The sequence below is a fragment of the Pseudoclavibacter sp. CFCC 13796 genome (genome assembly GCF_008831185.1).
Lineage (GTDB): Bacteria > Actinomycetota > Actinomycetes > Actinomycetales > Microbacteriaceae > Pseudoclavibacter_A.
Map to the genome: position 1 here is coordinate 1,733,231 of NZ_WBKD01000001.1, position 21,119 is coordinate 1,754,349.

The 21,119-nt window shown below is 66.4% G+C and carries 19 protein-coding genes; 7 read left to right on the forward strand and 12 right to left on the reverse strand.

From position 1 onward, the window contains the following. Window positions 1-28: 28 nt before the first annotated feature. The 6 genes from F8O07_RS07820 to sufB form a co-directional block, all read right to left on the reverse strand. A complete protein-coding gene (locus tag F8O07_RS07820) occupies window positions 29-1,624 on the reverse strand; it encodes an ABC-F family ATP-binding cassette domain-containing protein (RefSeq protein WP_158031507.1) in 1,596 nt (531 codons plus the stop codon). Window positions 1,625-1,928: 304 nt separating this feature from the next. Beyond that, on the reverse strand, window positions 1,929-2,252 hold the full coding sequence (locus F8O07_RS07825; protein WP_158053680.1) for a metal-sulfur cluster assembly factor: 324 nt from the start codon (window positions 2,250-2,252) through the stop codon (window positions 1,929-1,931). Beyond that, window positions 2,252-3,019, reverse strand: a complete 768-nt coding sequence (sufC, locus tag F8O07_RS07830; RefSeq protein WP_158031509.1) for a Fe-S cluster assembly ATPase SufC — start codon at window positions 3,017-3,019, stop codon at window positions 2,252-2,254. Before sufC ends, F8O07_RS07825 begins: the two co-directional genes overlap by 1 nt. A gap of 41 nt (window positions 3,020-3,060) precedes the next feature. After that, window positions 3,061-3,408, reverse strand: coding sequence for a non-heme iron oxygenase ferredoxin subunit (locus F8O07_RS07835; RefSeq protein WP_158031510.1), 348 nt, complete (start codon window positions 3,406-3,408; stop codon window positions 3,061-3,063). Between the two features lie 2 nt (window positions 3,409-3,410). Beyond that, window positions 3,411-4,568 carry a Fe-S cluster assembly protein SufD gene (sufD, locus tag F8O07_RS07840; protein WP_225732798.1) on the reverse strand — a complete coding sequence of 386 codons (1,158 nt, stop codon included), beginning with the start codon at window positions 4,566-4,568 and terminating at the stop codon, window positions 3,411-3,413. 15 nt (window positions 4,569-4,583) lie between these two features. Further along, entirely contained in the window at window positions 4,584-6,002 is a 1,419-nt protein-coding gene (sufB, locus tag F8O07_RS07845) for a Fe-S cluster assembly protein SufB (protein WP_158031512.1), read from the reverse strand. 162 nt (window positions 6,003-6,164) lie between these two features. Here sufB and F8O07_RS07850 point away from each other — a divergent pair, with 162 nt between their 5' ends. Beyond that, window positions 6,165-7,190 carry a COX15/CtaA family protein gene (locus F8O07_RS07850; RefSeq protein ID WP_192496705.1) on the forward strand — a complete coding sequence of 342 codons (1,026 nt, stop codon included), beginning with the start codon at window positions 6,165-6,167 and terminating at the stop codon, window positions 7,188-7,190. A gap of 102 nt (window positions 7,191-7,292) precedes the next feature. Here the strand turns inward: F8O07_RS07850 and F8O07_RS07855 are convergent, their stop codons facing one another. Both F8O07_RS07855 and F8O07_RS07860 read right to left on the reverse strand, forming a co-directional pair. Further along, window positions 7,293-7,607, reverse strand: a complete 315-nt coding sequence (locus tag F8O07_RS07855) for an MGMT family protein (protein WP_158031514.1) — start codon at window positions 7,605-7,607, stop codon at window positions 7,293-7,295. Between the two features lie 17 nt (window positions 7,608-7,624). Next, complete coding sequence (locus F8O07_RS07860; protein WP_158031515.1) at window positions 7,625-8,662, reverse strand: heme o synthase; 1,038 nt, start codon at window positions 8,660-8,662, stop codon at window positions 7,625-7,627. Between the two features lie 268 nt (window positions 8,663-8,930). On the opposite strand from F8O07_RS07860, the gene tkt reads away from it, so the two are divergent. From tkt to pgl, 6 genes are read left to right on the forward strand one after another with little or no spacing between them, the layout of a single operon-like run. Beyond that, the gene (gene tkt, locus F8O07_RS07865) at window positions 8,931-11,075 is read left to right on the forward strand and encodes a transketolase (protein ID WP_158031516.1); all 2,145 of its coding nucleotides are present in this window, start codon (window positions 8,931-8,933) and stop codon (window positions 11,073-11,075) included. Between the two features lies 1 nt (window position 11,076). Then, window positions 11,077-12,219: a transaldolase gene (gene tal, locus F8O07_RS07870; RefSeq protein WP_158031517.1), complete on the forward strand. Its 1,143-nt coding sequence runs from the start codon at window positions 11,077-11,079 to the stop codon at window positions 12,217-12,219. Beyond that, on the forward strand, window positions 12,216-14,015 hold the full coding sequence (locus tag F8O07_RS07875; RefSeq protein ID WP_158031518.1) for a glucose-6-phosphate isomerase: 1,800 nt from the start codon (window positions 12,216-12,218) through the stop codon (window positions 14,013-14,015). The genes tal and F8O07_RS07875 overlap by 4 nt, the downstream gene beginning before the upstream one ends. A gap of 35 nt (window positions 14,016-14,050) precedes the next feature. Next, window positions 14,051-15,586 (forward strand): glucose-6-phosphate dehydrogenase, encoded by a 1,536-nt coding sequence (gene zwf / locus F8O07_RS07880; protein WP_158031519.1) that lies wholly within the window; start codon window positions 14,051-14,053, stop codon window positions 15,584-15,586. Next, the gene (locus F8O07_RS07885) at window positions 15,583-16,524 is read left to right on the forward strand and encodes a glucose-6-phosphate dehydrogenase assembly protein OpcA (RefSeq protein ID WP_192496706.1); all 942 of its coding nucleotides are present in this window, start codon (window positions 15,583-15,585) and stop codon (window positions 16,522-16,524) included. The genes zwf and F8O07_RS07885 overlap by 4 nt, the downstream gene beginning before the upstream one ends. Beyond that, complete coding sequence (pgl, locus tag F8O07_RS07890; RefSeq protein ID WP_192496707.1) at window positions 16,514-17,341, forward strand: 6-phosphogluconolactonase; 828 nt, start codon at window positions 16,514-16,516, stop codon at window positions 17,339-17,341. The genes F8O07_RS07885 and pgl overlap by 11 nt, the downstream gene beginning before the upstream one ends. Window positions 17,342-17,396: 55 nt before the next feature. On the opposite strand, the gene F8O07_RS07895 is transcribed toward pgl, so the two are convergent. The 4 genes from F8O07_RS07895 to F8O07_RS07910 form a co-directional block, all read right to left on the reverse strand. After that, on the reverse strand, window positions 17,397-18,629 hold the full coding sequence (locus tag F8O07_RS07895) for a multidrug effflux MFS transporter (RefSeq protein ID WP_158031522.1): 1,233 nt from the start codon (window positions 18,627-18,629) through the stop codon (window positions 17,397-17,399). A 19-nt stretch (window positions 18,630-18,648) separates the two neighbouring features. After that, window positions 18,649-18,897, reverse strand: coding sequence for a preprotein translocase subunit SecG (gene secG, locus F8O07_RS07900; protein WP_158031523.1), 249 nt, complete (start codon window positions 18,895-18,897; stop codon window positions 18,649-18,651). 108 nt (window positions 18,898-19,005) lie between these two features. Then, window positions 19,006-19,902, reverse strand: a complete 897-nt coding sequence (tpiA, locus tag F8O07_RS07905; protein WP_158031524.1) for a triose-phosphate isomerase — start codon at window positions 19,900-19,902, stop codon at window positions 19,006-19,008. Then, window positions 19,899-21,119 carry a phosphoglycerate kinase gene (locus tag F8O07_RS07910; protein ID WP_158031525.1) on the reverse strand — a complete coding sequence of 407 codons (1,221 nt, stop codon included), beginning with the start codon at window positions 21,117-21,119 and terminating at the stop codon, window positions 19,899-19,901. The genes tpiA and F8O07_RS07910 overlap by 4 nt, the downstream gene beginning before the upstream one ends.

The following is a 21,119-nucleotide window of genomic DNA, read 5'->3' on the forward strand; positions in this document are numbered from 1 at the left end:
CGACCGGATGCCGCCGCGAACCGCGGCTTCAGGCCAGCGAGATCAGATCGGCGTACTCGGCGGTCCAGATGTCTTCAGTCGCCTCAGGCATGATGACCACACGCTCTGGGTCGAGCGCGAGCACCGCGCCTTCGTCGTGGCTGACCATGATGACGGCGCCCTCGTAGTGCGAGAGCGCATCGAGGATCTGCTCTCGACTGGCCGGATCGAGGTTGTTGGTCGGCTCGTCGAGCAGCAGCACGTTGGCGCTCGAGACCACCAGTCGGGCGAGTGCGAGTCGCGTCTTCTCGCCGCCGGAGAGCACACCGGCAGGTTTCAGCACGTCGTCACCGGTGAACAGGAACGAGCCGAGCACGCTGCGCGCCTCGCGTTCACTGAGATCGGCGCCGTCGAGCATGTTCTGCAGCAGCGTTCTGTCGCCGTTCAGCGTCTCATGCTCCTGCGCGTAGTACCCGAGCTTGGCGCCGTGGCCGAGCTCGACCACACCGGAGTCCGGCTTGTCGACCCCGGCGAGGATGCGCAGCAGCGTCGTCTTGCCCGCACCGTTGAAGCCCAGAATGACCACGCGCGACCCTCGGTCGATCGCAAGGTCGACCGAGGTGAATATCTCAAGCGACCCGTAGCTCTTCGAGATGCCCTTGGCCATGAGCGGCGTCTTGCCGCAGGCGGCGGGCTTCGGAAAGCGGATGTTCGCGACCCGATCGGCCTGGCGCGGGCCTTCGAGCCCTTCGACCAGTTTCTCGGCGCGCCGCTGCATCTGATGCGCCGCCGCGGCCTTGGTGGCCTTCGCACCGAAGCGAGCCGCCTGCTGCTGCAGCTGGGTGGCCTTCTTCTCGGCATTGGCCCGTTCGCGCTTGCGTCGCTCTTCGTCGGCGATGCGCTGCCTCTGGTAGAGCTTCCAGCCCATGTTGTAGATGTCGATCGTCAGGCGGATCGCATCGAGATAGAAGACACGGTTGACCGTCTCTTCGATCAGTCGCACATCGTGGCTGATCACGATGAGCGCACCCTGATACTTCTGCAGAAACCCGCGCAGCCACATCACCGAGTCGTGGTCGAGATGGTTGGTCGGTTCGTCGAGCACCATGGTGTCGGCGTTGGCGAAGAGAATGCGTGCGAGATCGACGCGGCGTCGCTGGCCGCCCGAGAGCGTGCCCAGAGGCTGGGCGAGCAGACGATCGTCGAGGCCCAGATTGTTCGCGATCACGGAGGCGTCGGCCTCGGCCGAGTAGCCGTCGAGCGCCTCGAAGCGGTCGGTCAGTCGACCGAATCGAGCCATCGCCTTCTCGGCGACCTCCGGGTCGGGCGACCCCATGTCGTCCTGCGCCTGTTTGAGCTGGGCAGAGAGATGCCCGAGCTCACGGGCGTCGAGGATGTGATCGAGCGCCTTCTGATCGGGATGCCCGGCTTTTGGATCCTGCGCCAAGTAGCCGAAAACACCTCTGCGCTCGACCTCCCCGTGAGCCGGCAGCAGCTCCCCGGCCAGCACTTTGGTGAGCGTGGTCTTGCCTGCGCCGTTGCGCCCGACCAACCCTACTTTGTCGCCCTTGTCGACGCGGAAGTTCACTCCGCTCATCAGGGTGCGGGCACCCACTCTGATCTCAAGATCTTTAACGGCGAGCACTCGCGGTCCTTCTTCTGCTGTGATTCTGCGCGGCGTCTGATGCGCAGTGATTCGTTCGCGGTTCTGTGCGGCGGCCGACAGGTGACGTCTGCACGGCTCGGGCGCACGGCGTGTCTGCGCCGACCCGATCAGTCAGTATACGGTACCTGCCTGGCTCCGCGTCAGATGCGCATGACGGGCCGTCTGTCACAGATGCGCCGCAGAGCGGGTCTGGGCGCCCTGCGGCGCCCACGAGACGCGAAGAGCGCGGCCGACGTGAACTGCTCCACGCCGGTCGCGCTCGTTCGAGGGGATGCTGCGGTCGTCAGATCGAGAAACCAAGCGCCCGCATCATGTCGCGTCCCTCAGGTGTGATGCGCTCTGGGCCCCACGGCGGCATCCACACCCAGTTGATGCGAAAGGACGGCACGACGTCTTTCAGCGAGGCGGTGATCTGCTCCTCGAGCACGTCGGTCAGCGGGCAGCCGGCCGAGGTGAGCGTCATGCTGATCACCAGTTCGCCGTCCTCGTCGAACGAGAGGTCGTAGACGAGACCGAGGTCGACGATGTTGACGTCGAGTTCGGGGTCGACGACTTCGCGCAGCGCGTCTTCGATCTCGTCGTACTTCTCTGGCGAGGGCTCAGCCATCAGACCAGGGCCTCGTTGGGATCGAGGAAGCGATCGTAGCCTTCGTCCTCAAGACGGGTGGCGAGCTCAGGGCCGCCTTCTTCGGCCACCCTGCCCTTGACGATCACGTGCACGAACTGCGGTTTGATGTAGCGCAGGATGCGGGTGTAGTGCGTGATCAGGATCAGACCGGTGTCATTGTTCTCATGCACGCGGTTGACGCCCTCTGAGACGATGCGCAGGGCGTCGACGTCAAGGCCGGAGTCTGTCTCGTCGAGCACGGCGAACTTGGGCTTGAGCAGCTCCATCTGCAGAATCTCATGACGCTTCTTCTCTCCGCCCGAGAAGTTCTCGTTCACGTTGCGCTCGAGGAAGTCGTCGCTCATGCGCAGCTCTTTCATCGAGCCCTTGACCTGCTTGACCCAGTCGCGCAGTTTCGGTGCCTCGCCGTCGATGGCCGTCTTGGCGGTGCGCAGGAAGTTGCTCACCGTGACACCGGGGATCTCGACCGGATACTGCATGGCGAGGAAGAGCCCGGCGCGGGCGCGCTCGTCAGCGCTCTTGTCGAGCATCTCTTCGCCATCGAGCTTCACCGAACCGCTCTTGACGATGTAGCCGGGGTGACCGGCGAGCGAGTAGGCCAGCGTCGACTTGCCCGAGCCGTTGGGGCCCATGATGGCGTGCACCTCGCCCGTGTTGATGGTGAGGCTGATGCCGTTGAGAATCGGCTTCTCGCCTTGGTCGGTCTCGACGCTGACGTGGAGATCTCGGATTTCCAGTGATGACATGGTGTTTCTTTCTGTGAGGTTCAGTTGTTCCGAACGCGAGCTCAGCCTTGGGCGAGCGTGCCCTTCGGATCTATGTAGATGTCGCCGTCTCTGATTTCGACCGCGTAGACGGGAACCGGCTCGTAGGCCGGCAGTGTGAGCGGCTTGCCGGTCGTCAGATCGAACTTCGACCCGTGAGCCCAGCATTCCAGTGTGCAGCCTTCGACGAAGCCCTCTGAGAGCGAGATGTCTCCGTGCGAGCAGCGGTCGCCGATCGCATGCACTTCGCCCTCAGCGGTCTTGACCAGAGCGATCGGCTCGTCACCGATGGTGACGCGCAGCGGAGCCTCCGGGTCGAGCTCGTCAAGCGAGCAGACTCTGACGAGATGGTTGGTCTCGGTGTCAGACATGCTCACACCTCCGTATGCAGCAGCTCTGCCTCGACAGCCCGCTCCAGACGTTCCTCCAACGGGGCATAGCCGATGCGCTGGATGACCTCGATCAGGAACCCGCGCACGACCATCCGCTTCGCCTCGTCCTCGGTGATGCCGCGCGACTCGAAGTAGAACAGCTGCTCTTCGTCGAATCGGCCAGTGGCCGAGGCATGACCGGCGCCGATGATCTCTCCGGTCTCGATCTCGAGGTTCGGCACCGAATCGGCACGAGCCCCATCGGTCAGCAGCAGGTTGCGGTTGAGCTCATAGGTGTCAGTGTCTTCGGCGTCAGCCCGGATCAGCACGTCGCCGATCCAGACGGTGCGTGCGCCTTCGCCCTGCAGCGCGCCCTTGTACGTCACCCGTGACACGCAGTTCGACTCATTGTGGTCGACGTAGACCTGCTGTTCCAAGTGCTGATGCGCGTCGGCGAAGTAGATGCCGTCGAGCTCGACGTTGGCGCCCGGCCCGTCGAAGCGAGCCGACGGGTTCACCCGCACGACGCCTCCGCCGAGGTTGACCACGACGTGTCGCAGATGAGCCGAGCGGCCGATCGTGATGAAGTGCTCGGCATCGTGCACTGCCGTGTCGTTCCACTCCTGCAGCGTGATGACGGTGAGATCTGCCTCAGCCTCGACCACGATTTCGACGTTCTCGGCCAGGTTCGCATCGCCCTGGTTCTCAAGCACGACGATCGCCTTGCTGTGCGGCTTGGCGGTGATCACCGTGTGAGCCGCGCGAGGAACGTCGCCCAGCTGGCCTCGCGTGACGAACACCGGGTCGGCGAGCTCTGCGTCGGCCGGAATCGTGATGCTCAGCGCCTGGGCGAAGCCGCTCCAGGCCGCTGCCGAGACGTAGTCTTCGGGCAGCGTCTGCGACGATCCGACGACTTTGTCTGTGCGAGCCACCCACACAGCGGTGACGCCCTCAGGCGCGGTGAACGTATAGTCGTACGTGCTGCCGTCGAGTTCGCCGAACAGCGCGGCAATGCGATCGAGCGGCGTGTTCTTCCACACCAGCTCGCGATTGCTCGGCTTGCTGAACTTCGAGACATCGGTCGAGGCGAAGCGCTGGGAGCGAGTCTGCACCGGCACGTCGTACCCGTGGCTGTGCTCTTTCAGTCCTTGCTGTGTCACTGTGTCAGTCACTTCCTAGCCCACTGATCCTTCCATTTGCACTTCGATGAGCTTGTTGAGCTCGAGGGCGTACTCCATCGGCAGCTCGCGCGCGATCGGTTCGATGAATCCGCGGATGATCATGGCCATCGCTTCGTCTTCTGGCATGCCTCGACTCATCAGGTAGAAGAGCTGCTCTTCGCTCACTTTGGAGACCGTCGCCTCGTGCCCCATGGTGACGTCGTCCACACGGATGTCGACAGCCGGGTAGGTGTCGGACCGGGAGATGTTGTCGACCAGCAGCGCGTCGCAGCGCACCGTGTTCGCCGAGTGGTGAGCGTTCTCGCCGAAGCGCACCTCGCCACGGTAGCCCGCACGACCGCCGCCACGGGCGATCGACTTCGAGACAATCGACGACTGAGTGTACGGCGCGAGATGAATCATCTTGGCGCCCGGGTCCTGATGCTGTCCCTCGCCGGCGAAGGCGACGGAGAGCGTCTCACCGCGAGCGTGCTCGCCGACCAGATAAATGCTGGGGTACTTCATCGTGACCTTCGAGCCGATGTTGCCGTCGATCCACTCCATCGTCGCCCCCTCTTCGGCGATGGCACGCTTGGTGACGAGGTTGTACACGTTGTTCGACCAGTTCTGAATCGTCGTGTAACGCACGCGTGCGTTCTTCTTCACGATGATCTCGACCACTGCGGAGTGCAGCGAGTCCGTCTTGTAGATCGGCGCGGTGCAGCCTTCGATGTAGTGCACGTAGCTGCCTTCGTCGGCAATGATCAGGGTGCGTTCGAACTGCCCCATGTTCTCGGTGTTGATGCGGAAGTATGCCTGCAGCGGAATCTCCACATGCACACCCTTCGGCACGTACACGAACGAGCCGCCTGACCAGACGGCGGTGTTGAGCGCAGCGAACTTGTTGTCGCCAGCCGGGATGACCGTGCCGAAGTACTCTTCGAACAGGTCGGGGTGCTCACGCAGCGCAGTGTCGGTGTCCAGGAAGATCACGCCCTGCTCTTCGAGATCCTGGCGAATCTGGTGGTACACGACCTCGGACTCGTACTGTGCGGCCACACCGGCGACCAACCGCTGCCGCTCGGCCTCGGGGATGCCGAGCTTCTCGTACGTCTTGCGGATGTCTTCGGGCAGCTCTTCCCATGACTCGGCCTGCTTCTCGGTCGAGCGCACGAAGTACTTGATGTTGTCGAAGTCGACGCCGCTCAGATCTGCACCCCACATCGGCATGGGTTTGCGATCGAACATCTGCAGACCCTTGAGCCTGCGCTTCAGCATCCACTCAGGCTCGTTCTTGAGCTTGGAGATGTGGCGAACGACTTTCTCGCTCAGGCCGCGCTGGGCATGTTCGCCGGCGGCATCGGGGTCGGCCCAGCCGAATTCGTACTGACCCAGGCCTTCGAGCTCGGGGTTCTTCTCGAGAATCTCGCTCACGGTAGTGTTTCCTCTCTCGCCCTCGTTCAGCGGTTGTTGCCGCCGGGCACGCTCACTCCTCACAGCGAGCAGTCTCCACTCTAGTCTGTGGTTCTCTTACTGCAACGGATATCTCGGGTGTCGCATTCCTCCGCACCGACGAGGTGCGAGATAATGGAAAACATGCATGCCCACGACCGCACAGACGGAGTCGCAGACGCTGCTCAGACAGCCGATTCCTCCGCTGAGAAGCGCCACTCCCCCGAATCACGCTCTTCCGTCGACCCTCTTCTCCGAGTTCCCGGCGTCGGTGTTCGCGCCGCAGCCATAGCCGCGCTGATCGCGAACGTCGTGATCATCGCGACCGGCGGTCTCGTGCGCCTGACCGGCTCAGGTCTCGGCTGCGACACCTGGCCGAAGTGCACTCCAGACGCGTTCACCACCACACCCGAGCAGGGCATCCACGGCCTCATCGAATTCGGCAACCGCACGCTGTCAGGTGTGATGCTGATCATCGCTCTGTGGGGACTCATCGCGGTCTACCGCGGCGCGAGACGCCGTCGCGATCTGATCACCTTGGCCTGGGTTCAGGCGGCCGGCATCATCGTGCAGGCAGTGGTCGGCGGCATGGTGGTGCTGTTCCATCTCACCTGGAACCTCGTCGGCTTCCACTACCTTCTGTCGATCGTGCTCGTCGCGTTCATGGCGGTCTTCGCTGTTCGCGCGCATGCTCCGGGCGGCCCCCGCGCTCGAGCAGTGCGCCTGCCGACCCTGATTCTCACGCACGTCATGACCCTGGTGCTCGCGGTGACGGTGGTCGTCGGCGTCTTCGCCACGGGCTCAGGGCCGCACTCGGGCGATCCGTCTGAGGTCGTGCGCACCGGGTTCGACGCCGAGTTCGTCTACCACGTGCATGCCTGGTCAGGCTACGTGCTCTTCGCCCTGACGCTCGTGGTCGTCGTGCTCTCGCTGCGCGAGTACGTCGGATTCCGCAAATGGGTGGTCGCTCTGGTCTGCGTGCAGATCGTGCAGATCGTGGTCGGCGTCACGCAGGCCAGACTGCACCTGCCGGGCAGTCTGGTTCTCGTGCACATGGTGCTGGCCGCCGTGCTCACGGCCGCCGCCGTCGCGACCGTACTGGCGCTGAAACGACCGACCTCCGAGGTGGACGGGGATGCCGCAGGCAGGCCCGCGGGAGCCATCGCCTAGCGCATCCTCGATCTGACGTCCCGTCAGACCCGTGTCAGATCGTGGCCGGGATCGGCGCCGTTCAGTCGCCCTTCTGCCACTGGAGCCGCCACGGCTGCCGCCTCAGGGGCGCCACCGGGCTGCGGCAAGGTCGACCGTGCCGTTCGCACGCATCGGTGTCTGCTCCCGTTTATAGTGCAGCCGAGCCCGTTCTTCGAGTTCCGCAGGAAGAGAGCCCGTCGACGAGACGACACGCCACCACGGCAGGTCGGCTCCGCTGTCGCGCATGACCCGGCCGACGGCCCGAGAGGCGCGGGATCCGAGCAGCGCAGCGACGTCACCGTATGAGAGGGCCCGACCTGTCGGGATCGTCGACACCAAGGCGAAGACCTGTTCAGAGAACGGCAGCGCCTCGAGGTCACGAGTCACGCCCGACATCGGTGAGCTCACCCGCCTCAGAATGGCAGGTACAGCAGCGGATCGACCGCGACGGCGAGAAAGAGCAGGCTCAGGTAGGCGATCGAACCGTGGAACACGGTCATCGATCGGCTGCCGTCGCCGCGCAGGCTCTCGGAGTACAGCGCGTGCGTCTGCCACATGAACCAGCCGCCGCTTAGCACCGCGGTCACAGTGTAGATCCAGCCCATGCCGCCGATCGGGACGAGCAGCAGCGAACAGGCCACCAGAGCCCACGTGTACAGGACGATCTGCAGACCGACGACGCTGCGGCCGCGTACGACGGGAAGCATGGGCACGTCTGCGGTCGAATAGTCGTCTCGGTATTTGACCGCCAACGGCCAGTAGTGCGGCGGCGTCCACAGAAAGATCAGCCCAAACAGAATCAGCGATTCCCAGCTGAGCGACTCAGTGACCGCGGCCCAGCCGATGAAGACCGGCATGCAGCCTGCGATCCCGCCCCAGACGATGTTCTGCGAGGTGCGGCGCTTCAGCAGCATCGTATAGACGACCACGTAGAAGAAGATGGCGAAGGCCGACAGAAACGCGGCGAACCAGTTCGTGGTGGCCCAGAGCCAGCCGATCGAGATCAGACCGGCGATCCATGAGAAAGCGAGCGCCTGGCGGTCGGTGAGTTCGCCGGTGACGAGCGGACGATGCTGCGTGCGCTTCATCAGCCGATCGATGTCGCGGTCGAGGTAGCAGTTGAAGGCGTTCGCACTCGCAGCGCTCAGCGTGCCGCCGATCAGGGTGTTCAGCACGAGCCAGATGTTCGGGATGCCGTGGGCAGCGAGAATCATCGTGGGCACGGTCGTGACCAGCAGCAGCTCGATGATGCGCGGCTTGCTCAGTGCGAGATAGGCATGGAACCGACCGGCGAACCAGTCACGCCGCGTGCCGCCGGCGGCGAGCGCGGCCTTCAGACTGTGGTCGGCGGCAGGATGCGCTGTCTGGGGCGCGTCAGACGCTCTCGCCACGACGTCTGCACCGGTCTCGTCTTCGACCACAGCTGCGGGCTTGGACTCTACCTCGGACATACACCCTCATTCGGCAATCGTGGGAACGTGCACTCAGGACCCGCTGGGCAGGCGCAGACGCACAGGTTCTTTACAGTCTAAAGCAGGCGCCTGACAAGCGCCATGCTCGCTCCGCGCGCGTTGCGGGGCTCGCCGCGCGGGGCGTGCAGGCCTCTCGGCTCGTCGACGAGGGCTTCTCTATACTTGTTGCTGTCGTGCGTGCACGGCCGGGTCTGTGCCCGCGCCGGTGTCAGCACATCTGTATCCCGAGATACCGAGGAGACCCCGAGTGGCGACTTTGCAGTGGAATGACACGGACCGAAAGGCAGTCGACACCGCGCGCGTGCTCGCCGCCGATGCCGTTGAGAAAATCGGATCAGGGCATCCGGGCACGGCGATGAGCCTCGCCCCCGTCGCCTATCTGCTCTATCAGCAGTTTCTGCGGCACGATCCGTCAGATCCGAACTGGATCGGCCGTGACCGGTTCGTTCTTTCACCCGGGCACACCTCCCTCACGCTCTACACGCAGCTCTTCTACTCCGGCTACGGCCTCGAGCTGAAAGACCTCGAACAGCTGCGCGCACCGGGGTCGCTGACTCCCGGTCACCCCGAGTACGGTCACACGCCGGGCGTCGAGATCACCACCGGCCCCTTGGGCCAGGGGCTCGCCAGCGCCGTCGGCTTCGCCTACGCGCAGCGCTACGAACGCACTCTGTTCGACCCTGAGGCTCCGGCTGGTCAGAGTCCCTTCGACCATACGATCTGGGTGATCGCCTCGGACGGCGACCTGCAGGAGGGCGTGACCAGCGAGGCCAGCTCGCTCGCCGGCAGCCAGGAACTCGGCAACCTCGTGGTCATCTATGACGACAATCACATCTCGATCGAGGACGACACGAACATCGCCTTCAGCGAAGACGTCCTCGCCCGCTACGCCTCGTACGGCTGGCACACCCAGCGTGTGGACTGGACCGCTACGGGCGAGTACCGCGAAGACATGCCCGCGCTCTTCGACGCGCTGACCAGTGCCAGAGCCGAGACGAAGCGCCCGTCGATCATCGCGCTGCGCACCATCATCGGCTGGCCCAGCCCGAACAAGCAGAACACGGGCGGCATCCACGGTTCGAAGCTCGGCACCGCCGAACTGCGTGCGCTGAAAGAGCACCTTGGATTCGATCCCGAGCAGCATTTCGTCGTCGACGACGACGTGCTCGCTCACGTTCGAGAGGTTCGCGACCGCGGCGCTGAACTGCATCGTCGGTGGAACGCCGACTTCCAGGCCTGGCAGCAGCGCGAGCCAGAACGCGCCGCTCTGCTGCAGCGGCTGCAGCAGGGGCGTCTGCCCAGCGAGCTGCAGCAGGCGCTGCCGGAGTTCGAGGCCGGCACGTCGCTGGCCACCCGCGCCGCCAGCGGCAAGGTCATCAACGCATTGGCTCCTCTGCTCCCCGAGCTGTGGGGCGGTTCCGCCGACCTCGCAGGCTCGAACAACACCACGATCACCGGCGCAGACTCCTTCGGCCCCGTCGATCGCGGCACCGACACCTGGCACACGTCGCCCGGTGGACGAGTGCTGCACTTCGGCATCCGCGAGCACGCCATGGCCTCCATTCTCAACGGCATCGTGCTGCACGGCCCGACTCGGCCGTTCGGTGGCACCTTCCTCATCTTCAGCGACTATCAGCGCCCCGCACTCCGGCTGGCCGCGCTGATGGGCGTGCCGTCGATCTTCGTCTGGACACATGACTCCATCGGCCTCGGCGAAGACGGCCCGACCCATCAGCCGGTCGAACAGCTCGCGTCGCTGCGTGCCATCCCGGGATTCACCGTCGTGCGTCCCGCCGACGCCAACGAGACCGCCTATGCCTGGCTCGGCATGCTCGGCCAGCGCAGCGGCCCGGCAGGCATCGTGCTCACCCGCCAGGGCGTGCCCACGTTCGAACGCGCCGAGAGCCCCGTCGGCGATCGGCTGGCCCCTGCTCGCGGCACGCTGCGCGGCGCTTATGTGCTCGCCGAGGCGCGCAGCGGCAGCCCCGAGGTGATCCTCATCGCCACCGGCAGCGAGGTGCAGCTGGCTCTTGAGGCTCGCCTGACACTTGAAGACGAGGGCATCTCGACGCGAGTAGTGTCGGCCCCCAGCCTCGAATGGTTCGAGAACCAGGACGACGACTACCGCGAGAGCGTGCTGCCCGGCAGCGTGCGTGCACGCGTCTCGGTGGAGGCCGGCACGGCACTCACATGGCGCGGCATCGTCGGTGACTTCGGTCGCAGCGTGAGCCTTGAGCACTACGGCGCCTCGGCCGACGCCAAGACGCTGTTCACACAGTTCGGCATCACGGCCTCGGCGGTCGTCGAGGCCGCCCACAGCTCGCTCAACGCCGCACACGCCGGCCTGCATATCTCAGGCGCTGCCGGCGACGAGCAGAATCAGGAGAACTGACATGACCGCATCCTCTGACGCATCATCAGTCGACGCACCGCTCTCGGCGCTCGGCGACCTCTCTGCAGCTGGCGTGAGCGTCTGGCTCGACGACCTCAGCCGATCGCGCATACGCACCGGCGATCTGCAGCGGCTGATCGACACCCGTGACGTCGTCGGCGTCACGACCAACCCCAGCATCTTCGACGCCGCACTGGCCGACGGGGCTGCCTACGCCGATCAGCTCGATCAGCTGGCTGCCGCCGGAGCATCCGCAGACGAGGCGGTGCGGCAGCTGACCACGGTGGACGTCGCCGAAGCGGCCGAGCTGCTGCGCCCGATCTACGAGCAGTCGAACGGAGTCGACGGCCGGGTCTCGATCGAGGTCGACCCGTTTCTCGCGCACGACACCGAGGCGACGCTGACGCAGGCACGAGACCTCTGGCGGGAGATCGCCCGCCCGAACCTGATGGTCAAGATTCCCGGCACCGAAGAGGGTCTGCCCGCAATCGCCGATGCGACGGCGGCGGGCATCAGCGTCAACGTCACGCTGATCTTCGGGGTCGACCGGTACCGCGAGGTCATCAACGCCTACCTGACCGGCCTGGAGCGCGCACACGCCGACGGCATCGACATCTCGAGCATCCACTCGGTCGCCTCGTTCTTCGTCTCTCGCGTCGACGTCGAGGTGAACAAGCGCCTCGACGCGTTGGGCGTCAGCCACGACGAAGGCCTGCACAACACCGCCGCTCTCGCCAATGCCCGGGCCGCCTATCAGGCGTTCACCGACTCGCTCGACACCGAACGCTGGCGCACACTCGCTCAGCGCGGCGGCAACCCGCAGCGTCCGCTCTGGGCCTCCACCGGCGTGAAAGACCCCGAGCTGCCAGACACCACGTACGTGACCGGGCTGGTCGCAGAGCACACCGTGAACACGATGCCCGAGAAGACCCTCGAAGCCACCTTCGACCACGGAGTCATCGGCCCCGAGCGCATTCCCGACCAAGTCGAAGCCGCGGTCGAGCAGCTCGATCGCCTCGCTGCCGTCGGCATCGATCTGCACGACGTGACCACGGTGCTCGAAGCCGAAGGGGTCACAAAGTTCACCGATGCGTGGACGCATCTGCTCGAAACCGTCGATACCGCTGTCAAGGAGCGCCGATGACCACCGAACCCAGCACACCAGCCGCAACGCCGACCCAGCATCCGCTGCGCGTCGTCACGCCCGGGGCACTCGCCGACCGGGCGCAGCCCGCCCTGCGGCGCCTGATCGACGAGCGCTTCGCTTCTCGTCTCGCCGCAGGCGACGCCACTATCTGGGGTGCCGACGCTCAGCCGGAGGCCGCCAAGCGGCTTGGCTGGGTGCACGCTGACGCCGTCAGCGCGCCCTTGGTCGACGAGATCATCGCACTGCGCGACCATCTGCATGCGCAGGGCGTCGACCGAATCGTTCTCGCTGGCATGGGGGGTTCGTCGCTGGCTCCCGAGGTGATCACCATCGCCGCCGACGTCGCCCTGCACATTCTCGACACGACCGACCCGCAGCAGCTGCGTCGCGTACTCGATCACGACATCGAACGCACCGCACTGGTCGTCTCGTCAAAGTCGGGGTCGACGCTCGAGACCGACTCACAGCGTCGTGCCTTCGCCGCGGCGTTCACAGCTGCCGGCATCGACCCGGCCGATCGCATCGTCATCGTGACCGACCCCGGTTCGCCGCTCGACGCGCTGGCCCGCCAGGCCGGGCACCACGTCTTCAACGCAGACCCGAACGTCGGCGGTCGATATTCGGCACTGACCGCGTTCGGCCTCGTGCCGTCGGGCCTCGCCGGAGCCGACATCGCAGGTCTGCTCGCCGACGCGCATGCGGCACTCCCCGCACTGCTCGCCGATGCCGAGTCGAACCCGGCTCTGCAGCTCGCGGCTGCTCTCGCCGCCGATCCTGAGCATGTCGACAAGTTCGCGGTGGCCTGCGAGGATGCCGGCCGACTCACCGACCTGCCGGCATGGATCGAGCAGCTGGTCGCCGAGTCGACGGGCAAGCTCGGTCGCGGGGTGCTGCCGATCGCCGTGGACACCGGAGAATTCGAGGTCGCCGCCGGAGACCGGCGTGACTCGACGGCCGCTGCGCGACTGGCCGAGCTCACCGGAGCCCCCAGGCCGAACCGCCCGGCCGACGTCGTGCCTGTCGCCGTGGTGGACGCCCTGCCGGATGCCCCTGCCGACCATGCGGTCTGGGTGGCCGGCTCGCTGGGCGCACAGTTCATGACCTGGGAGATCGCTACGGCTGCGCTCGGTCTGCTGCTCGGCATCAATCCCTTCGACCAGCCCGACGTCGAGAGCGCGAAGGCCGCGGCTCGCGACCTCCTCGAGCACCCCGTCGAAGGCGGCGCTCCGCTGCTGGTCGACGACACGCTCGCCCTCTTCGTTCCGGGCACCGACGAGGCGACCTCGGCCATCGCATCCGCCAGCACGCTCGAAGGGGCGCTGCGACGGCTGCTCGGCCAGGTCGACCCGGCGCTCGGCTACGTCGCCGTGCAGGTCTATGCCGACCGTGAGGGGCTGGCCGACCTCGGCGAGCGTCGCGGGCGTCTGGCCGCCGCGCTGCGCCGCCCCGTGACCTTCGGCTGGGGGCCGCGCTTTCTGCACTCGACCGGGCAGTACCACAAGGGCGGCCCCGCTCAGGGCGTCTTCCTGCAGCTCACCCGTGTGAGCGACGATCCGCTCCCCATTCCCGAGCGACCGTTCGGCTTCGCCCAGCTCATCCGGGCACAGGCGACCGGCGACGCCCAGGTGCTCGCAGCACACGGTCTGCCGGTGCTGCGCATCGAGGCGTCCGACGACGCCGGGCTGGCCCGTGCGCTGGACGTCGCAGTACGGGTCGCATCGCAGGTGACGGACGCCCGTGACTCCTCCGGCGCCGGTCTCTCGGGGCGCGACACGAACTCGCAGTCACGATGACCGCCGGTTCTCGGGGTCCGTTCGAGCAGCTGGCGATGCAGCCCGCTGATCTGCAGCTGAACCCGTTGCGCAGCAGCAACGATCGTCGGCTGCTGCGCATCGCGGGGCCGGCCGCCTTAGTGATCTTCGGCGTCACCGGCGACCTCGCCCAGCGCAAACTGCTGCCGGCGATCTACGACCTCGCCAACAGAGGCCTGCTCTCGCCGGCGTTCAGTCTGGTCGGCTTCGGGCGTCGCGAGTGGAGCGATCAGCAGTTCGCCGAATTCGTGCTGACAGCGGTCAGGAACGGTGCTCGCACGCCGTTTCGTCAGAAGGTGTGGGATCAGCTGGCTGCCGGCCTGCGGTTCGTGACCGGTGCCTTCGACGACCCGGACGCCTACATCGCCCTCGACGACACGCTCTCGGAGCTGGCGCGCACGCGCGGCACTCGAGGTAACGCGGCGTACTATCTGTCGATCCCGCCGCGCCACTTCTCGGCCGTCTGCGACCACCTGGCTCGTCAGGGGCTGGCCAACCACGACGACCAGACCTGGCGTCGTGTCGTCATCGAGAAGCCCTTCGGGCACGACCTGCGCAGTGCTCAGGCACTGAACGCGGTCGTCGAGCGGGTGTTCGCGCCAGACGACATCTTTCGCATCGACCATTACCTCGGCAAAGAGACCGTGCAGAACATCCTGGCGTTCCGATTCGCCAACTCGATCTTCGAGCCGCTCTGGAACGCCAACTACGTCGATCACGTGCAGATCACCATGGCCGAAGACATCGGCATCGGCGGCCGTGCGGGCTATTACGACGGCATCGGCGCAGCGCGCGACGTCATCCAGAACCACCTGCTGCAGCTGCTGGCTCTGACAGCGATGGAAGAGCCCACGTCGCTCACCCCGTCTGCCCTGAGAAGAGAGAAGATCAAGGTGCTGGGCGCGCTCGGTCTGCCCGACGATCTTGCGGTGCACACCGCACGCGGGCAGTACTTGGGCGGGTGGCAGGGCGGCCGACAGGTGCGCGGCTATCTGGACGAGGAGGGCATCGCGCCCGACTCCGTCACCGAGACCTACGCCGCCTTCCGCGTCGACGTGCACACGCGCCGCTGGGCCGGTGTGCCCTTCTACCTGCGAGCCGGCAAACGACTCGGCCGCCGCGTGACCGAGATCGCCCTCGTCTTCAAGCAGATTCCGCAGCAGCTCTTCGGCACCCATCAGACCGCCGCGCTCGGCCCGAACGCCCTGGTCATCCGCGTGCAGCCCGACGAGGGCATCACGCTGCGCTTCGGCTCGAAGGTGCCCGACACCAACATGACGGTGCGCGACGTGAGCATGGACTTCACCTACGGCCACTCGTTCGCCGAGGCCAGCCCTGAAGCCTACGAACGGCTGATCCTCGACGTGCTGCTCGGCGACCCGCCCCTGTTTCCGCGACACCGCGAGGTCGAACTCGGCTGGCAGGTGCTCGACCCGATCGAGCAGTTCTGGGCCTCGAACGGCCGCCCAGAGGGCTACCGAGCCGGCACATGGGGGCCCTCCAGTGCCGATCGCATGCTGGCCCTCGACAACAGAGAGTGGCGTCGCCCATGATCATCGATCTCACTGACACAGACACGCCGTCGATCTCGAAGCGGCTGAGTCGGGAGCGCGAGGCCACCGGCTTCAGCGCTCTAGGACGCGTGCTCACACTGGTCGTGATCGCACGAGCCGACGACGAGGCACGAGCGATCGCCACCGCGGTCGCCGCGTCTCAGGAGCATCCGATGCGGGTGCTCGTGCTGATCCCGCAGCCCGAGGCCGACGCCGACCGGCTCGACGCACAGCTGCGCCTCGGCAACGACACCGGCGCCAGCGAGGTCATCGTGATGCGCGCCCTCGGTGCGGTCGCCTCGGCCCTTGACACGATCGTGATCGGTCTGCTGCTGCCCGACGCCCCGGTCGTGCTCTGGCTGGCCAACGGCGATGTGGATGCCCCGCTCGGGTCGCTCGCAGAACTCGCGGCTCGGCGTGTCTCAGACGTCGGCCGCTGCAGCGATCCGGTCGGTTCTCTGCTCGACGCCGCCCGCGCCTATCGACCGGGCGACACCGACCTGGCATGGTCGCAGATCAGCGTGCTGCGCGCCCAGCTCGCGGCGACTCTCGACCAGCCTCCGCATCTGACCGTGACAGCCGCTGCGCTCACCGGCAGCCCGAACTCGCCGGAGTTCCTGCTGCTCTCGGCGTGGCTGGCGCTGCGTCTCGGCGTTCCCGTCGCCATGCACGACTCGACGTCGTCACTGCCGGTGTCCGAGGTCCGACTCACCCGCCCCGACGGAGACATCGTTCTCTGCGGCGATCCGGCCGCAGGCATGAGCCGGCTCACGCTCCCGGGGCTCCCCGAGCAGCAGCTGCCCCTCACCCAGCGCACCGAAGCGGAGTGTCTCTCTGAGGAGCTGCGCCGACTCGACCAGGACCGCGTCTTCGGCGAAGTGCTGCGCTCAGGACTGCCGCTGATTCTCGAAGCACAGGGCGACGATGATGACGCCTGAGCCCGAGTCAGCAGCCGGCGTCACGCGACCGCCGCTCACCCATCTGCAGGTGCCGAACGTCCAGGCGGGCGTTTCCGCGGCCGTCGAAACGGTGCTGCAGCGTCTCAGCGCGTTCGCAGCGAGACGCCGCACCGAGAATCCCTTCGCCGACTCACCGGGGCTGTCCGGCGAACAAGCGGTGTCGGCTCGTGCGTTCAATCTGGCGCTGACCGGCGGCGGATCGGGCTCGGCTGTGACTCAGGCACTCGCCGAGCACGCCGAGATCGACTGGTCGATGGTGCACCTCTGGTACGGAGACGAACGGTGGGTCGACCGAGGCTCGGCCGATCGCAACGACGTGGTGGCGCTCGACGCACAGCACCGTCGAGCAGCCTTCGCCGAAGCCGAGCTGCATCGCATCGCCGCTGCAGACGACGGGATCTCCGTCGAGGCCGCCGCCTCGGCCTATGCCGTCGATCTCGCCACCAATGTGTCGCAGCGCGATCCGGAGTCAGCACTGCCGGCGCTCGACCTCGTGCTGCTTGGTGTGGGCCCCGACGGACACGTCGCCTCGATCTTTCCCCACCATCAGAGCGCTGTTGCGGGTTCGAGCGACAGCCCCGCCAGCACCATCGCCGTGCGCAGCAGTCCGAAGCCTCCCCCGACTCGGGTGTCGCTGACGCTCAGCACGATCCGCGCCGCCAGCCATGTCGTGCTCATCGCCTGCGGCGACGAGAAGCGTGCGGCCGTTCGCGAGATCCTCGCAGGCGAGCCTCTGCCTGCAGAATTGGCCCGGGGGCGTCGTTCGACTCTGCTCATCAGCACTCCACAGTGCTGACGCGGCTGTACTCCGGCTGATGCGGCTGTACTCCGGCTGACGCGTCGTGGCTCGGTCAGCCGAAGTGCAGGGTGCGGGACTCCTTCGTGCAGAGCAACGCTGCGAAGGCAGCAACCAGCGCGCAGGCGAGCATGACCGCCACGACAGTGTGAAGCGAAATGCTCCCAGTGATCGTGACCATCGGGGTGACCGCAGCTGCCAGTGCATACTGCGAAGCGCCCATGAGCGCGGATGCGATGCCTGCGCCACGCCGCTGTCGGCCCAGTCCCAGCGCCGTGCTGTTGGCGATGATGACGGGGAACGGCGCCCCTGCGAGGCTGACCAGCACGAGCAGAGCCCAGAGAGCCGGCGCGCTCGATCCTGTGCCGGCATCCGTCGCCGACACGACGACGAACAGGACCACGGCGCAGCACGCCTGGAAGACGACGGCGGTCACCAGCAGACGCCACATGCCCAGACGGCGCACGAGGCGCGTATTGAGCACGCCGGAGGCCAATGTGCCGACCGCGAAGATCGCCATGCAGAGAGAGAACTGGCGTTCGTCGAGGCCGTAGACGAGCTGAAGCACGACAGAAGAGCTCGAGATCCAGGTGAAGAGCACGCCGAAGCCGAAGACCTGCATGAGGGTGAACCCGATGAACGACCGGTCGCGCATGACAGAGCCGAGCATGCTGCCGACCTCTCGGAGCCCGCCACGCACCCGTCCGGTGGCCGGCAGAGACTCCCCCAGCACGAAGACACTCGCGAGCAGCATCAGCACGGCCACGCAGGTGAGCACCCACAGCACGCCTCGCCAGCCGATGTGAGGAATGAGCAGGCCACCGGCGACCGGAGCGAGCACAGGCGCGAGACCGTTGACGATGCCGATGAAGCCGAAGAGCCTCGCCAGCTGCACGCCGTGACTGACGTCACGAGCGATGGCGCGACCGATGACAACGCCGGCACACCCGCTGAACCCCTGGATGAAACGCCAGATGCAGAGCCACACGATGCTCGGTGACATCGTGGCGAACAGGCTCGAGACGACGAAGAGCGCTCCGGCCGCGAGCAGCGGCCGACGCCGACCGAGCATGTCACTGGCCGGCCCCCAGAACAGCTGCCCGCCGCCCATGCCGAGCATGAAGAGCGAGAGAGTGAGCTGCACCGACGCCTGTGAAGTCTGCAGGTCGCCTGAGACCAGGGGGAACCCCGGCAGGTACATATCGGTCGCCAGAGGTGCGACCATGCTGAGCAGGCCGAGGGCGCCGATCAGCGCCGGCCCGTACTTCGGGGTCGTTGTGTGGGTCACTGTGGAGCTGAGTGTGCGGTCAGATCTGGCCGAAACGAATCATCAGACCGATTCCGACGATCGAGACGAACCAGAGCACTGAGACCACGACGGTGATGCGATTCAGGTTGCGCTGGGCCACGCCCGACGCACTGAGGCTGCTGGTGGTGCCGCCGCCGAACATGTCGCTCAGGCCGCCGCCACGCCCCTTGTGCAGCAGGATGAGCAGTGTCAGCAGGATGCTGGTCACTGTCAGCAGCACATTGAGCACGATGATGAGAGCAGTCACGATGGCCTTTCGTCGTCAGGATGCCCAGCACGGAGCCGGGCAACATCCGCCAGTATACCGGGGATGTCACCCGACGGCATCTTCCGCACGGCGGCGGGTCGCCAGACGTCAGGCGGTGCGCACGTGACGACGAAACTGAGCGATGCCCGCAAAGCTGGCGGCATCGAGGCTCGCGCCGCCCACCAGGGCACCGTCGATGTCGGGCTGAGCGAGGAAGCCCGCGACGTTGTCGACGGCGACCGAGCCGCCATAGAGGATGCGCGTGGCCGCTGCGACGGCGTCGGCACGCTCGGCCCCCAGCGGCGCGCGCAGCGCCTCTCCGAGGGCTCCGCGCAGACGCCCGATGACTTCTTGGGCCTGCTGCGCAGTCGCGGCCTTCCCGCTGCCGATGGCCCACACCGGCTCGTAGGCGATGACGATCTCGGCCGTCTCGCCGGCATCCGCACGCTTGGCCAGTTCAGCTGCGAACTCGGCCACTGCCCCCTGAAGCTGCTGGACGGGAACCGCCGCCGGGCCCTTCGCCTCAAGATCGGCTGCCGTCTCACCGACGCAGATCAGCGGAACCAGCCCGTGGCGGATTGCCGCCAGAGCCTTGCGTCCGACCTGAGCGTCGTCTTCGTGGTGGTACGACCGTCGTTCAGAGTGCCCGACGATCGCGTACTTGGCGTCGAGGCGGTTCAGGAAGGCACCCGAGATGTCTCCGGTGAATGCTCCGTGGTCGTGTTCGGAGACATCCTGCGCGCCGAAGGTGATCGGCAGTTTGTCAGCCGCGACCAGCGACTGCACCGACCGCAGGTCGGTGAACGGCGGGAAGACGGCCACTTCGACGTCGTCGAAGTCGTGATCGGCGTCACGCAGCGTCCAGGCGACCTTCTGCACCAGCGCGATGGCGTGCAGATGGTCGATGTTCATCTTCCAGTTGCCCGCGATCAGCGGAGTGCGCTCCCCCACGGGGTGCGCTCCTGCGGAACGGTCCTCGGTTCGTTTGCTGTTGCGCAGACTCATTCGGCCGACCACCCCAGCACGTCGAGGCCGGGCAGAGCCTTGCCTTCGAGCAGTTCGAGGCCGGCGCCGCCGCCGGTCGAGATATGGCCGAAGTCACGCTCGGTGTAGCCGAAGGAACGCGCGGCCGCAGCCGAGTCACCGCCTCCGACGACGCTGTACCCCTCGGTCTCGGTCAGCGCACGCGCGACGGCACGGGTACCGCCGGCGAACGCCGCGAACTCGAACACGCCCATCGGGCCGTTCCAGAACACGGTCTTCGACTGCCGGATGACCTCGGCGAACTGTTCGGCGGTCTTGGGACCAATGTCGAGTCCCATGACGTCGGCGCCGAGATCGCTCGCTTCGATCGCATCGACCGCGGTCACGCGGTGGGCGGCGTCTTCTGCGAAGCGGTCGGCCACGATGATGTCGACCGGAAGCTGCAGGTGCACGCCGAGGCGCTCGGCCTCGTCGAGATAGCCGCGCACGGTGTCGATCTGATCTGCCTCGACCAGGCTCTTGCCGATCTTCTCGCCGCGTGCGGCCAAGAAGGTGTACACCATTCCTCCGCCGATGAGCAGGTGATCGACTTTGGGCAGCAGATTGTCGATGACGGCGAGCTTGTCTGAGACCTTCGCTCCGCCGAGCACGACAGTGTAGGGATGCTCCGGCAAGCCGAGCAGATGGCCGAGGGCCTGCAGCTCGGTCTCGATCAGCAGCCCCGCGGCGTGCGGCAGCAGGGTGGCCAGCTCGTACACGCTGGCCTGTTTGCGATGCACGACGCCGAAACCGTCTGATACGAACGCGTCGCCGAATGCGGCGAGCTGTGCGGCGAACGCACGGCGCTCCTCTGCGTCCTTCGACGTCTCAGCGGCGTTGAAGCGCAGATTCTCGAGCAGTACGACGCCGCCCTCTCCGAGCTCGCCGACCTGCTGACGGGCGGAGTCGCCCACGGTGTCGGTCGCGAACGCGACCTCCGTGCCCAGCAGCTCGCCCAGGCGCACGGCCACCGGCTCGAGTGAGAGCTCGGGAACGACCTGTCCTTTGGGGCGCCCCAGGTGGGCCACGATGATCAGGCTGGCACCGGCTTCGAGCAGCCGACGATACGTCGGCAGCGATGCACGGATGCGGCCGTCATCGGTGATGGCGCCGTCTTTGAGCGGCACATTGAGGTCGCTGCGCACGATGACGCGGCGTCCGGCGAGCGAGCCGAGCGATTCAATCGTCTTGAGAGACAT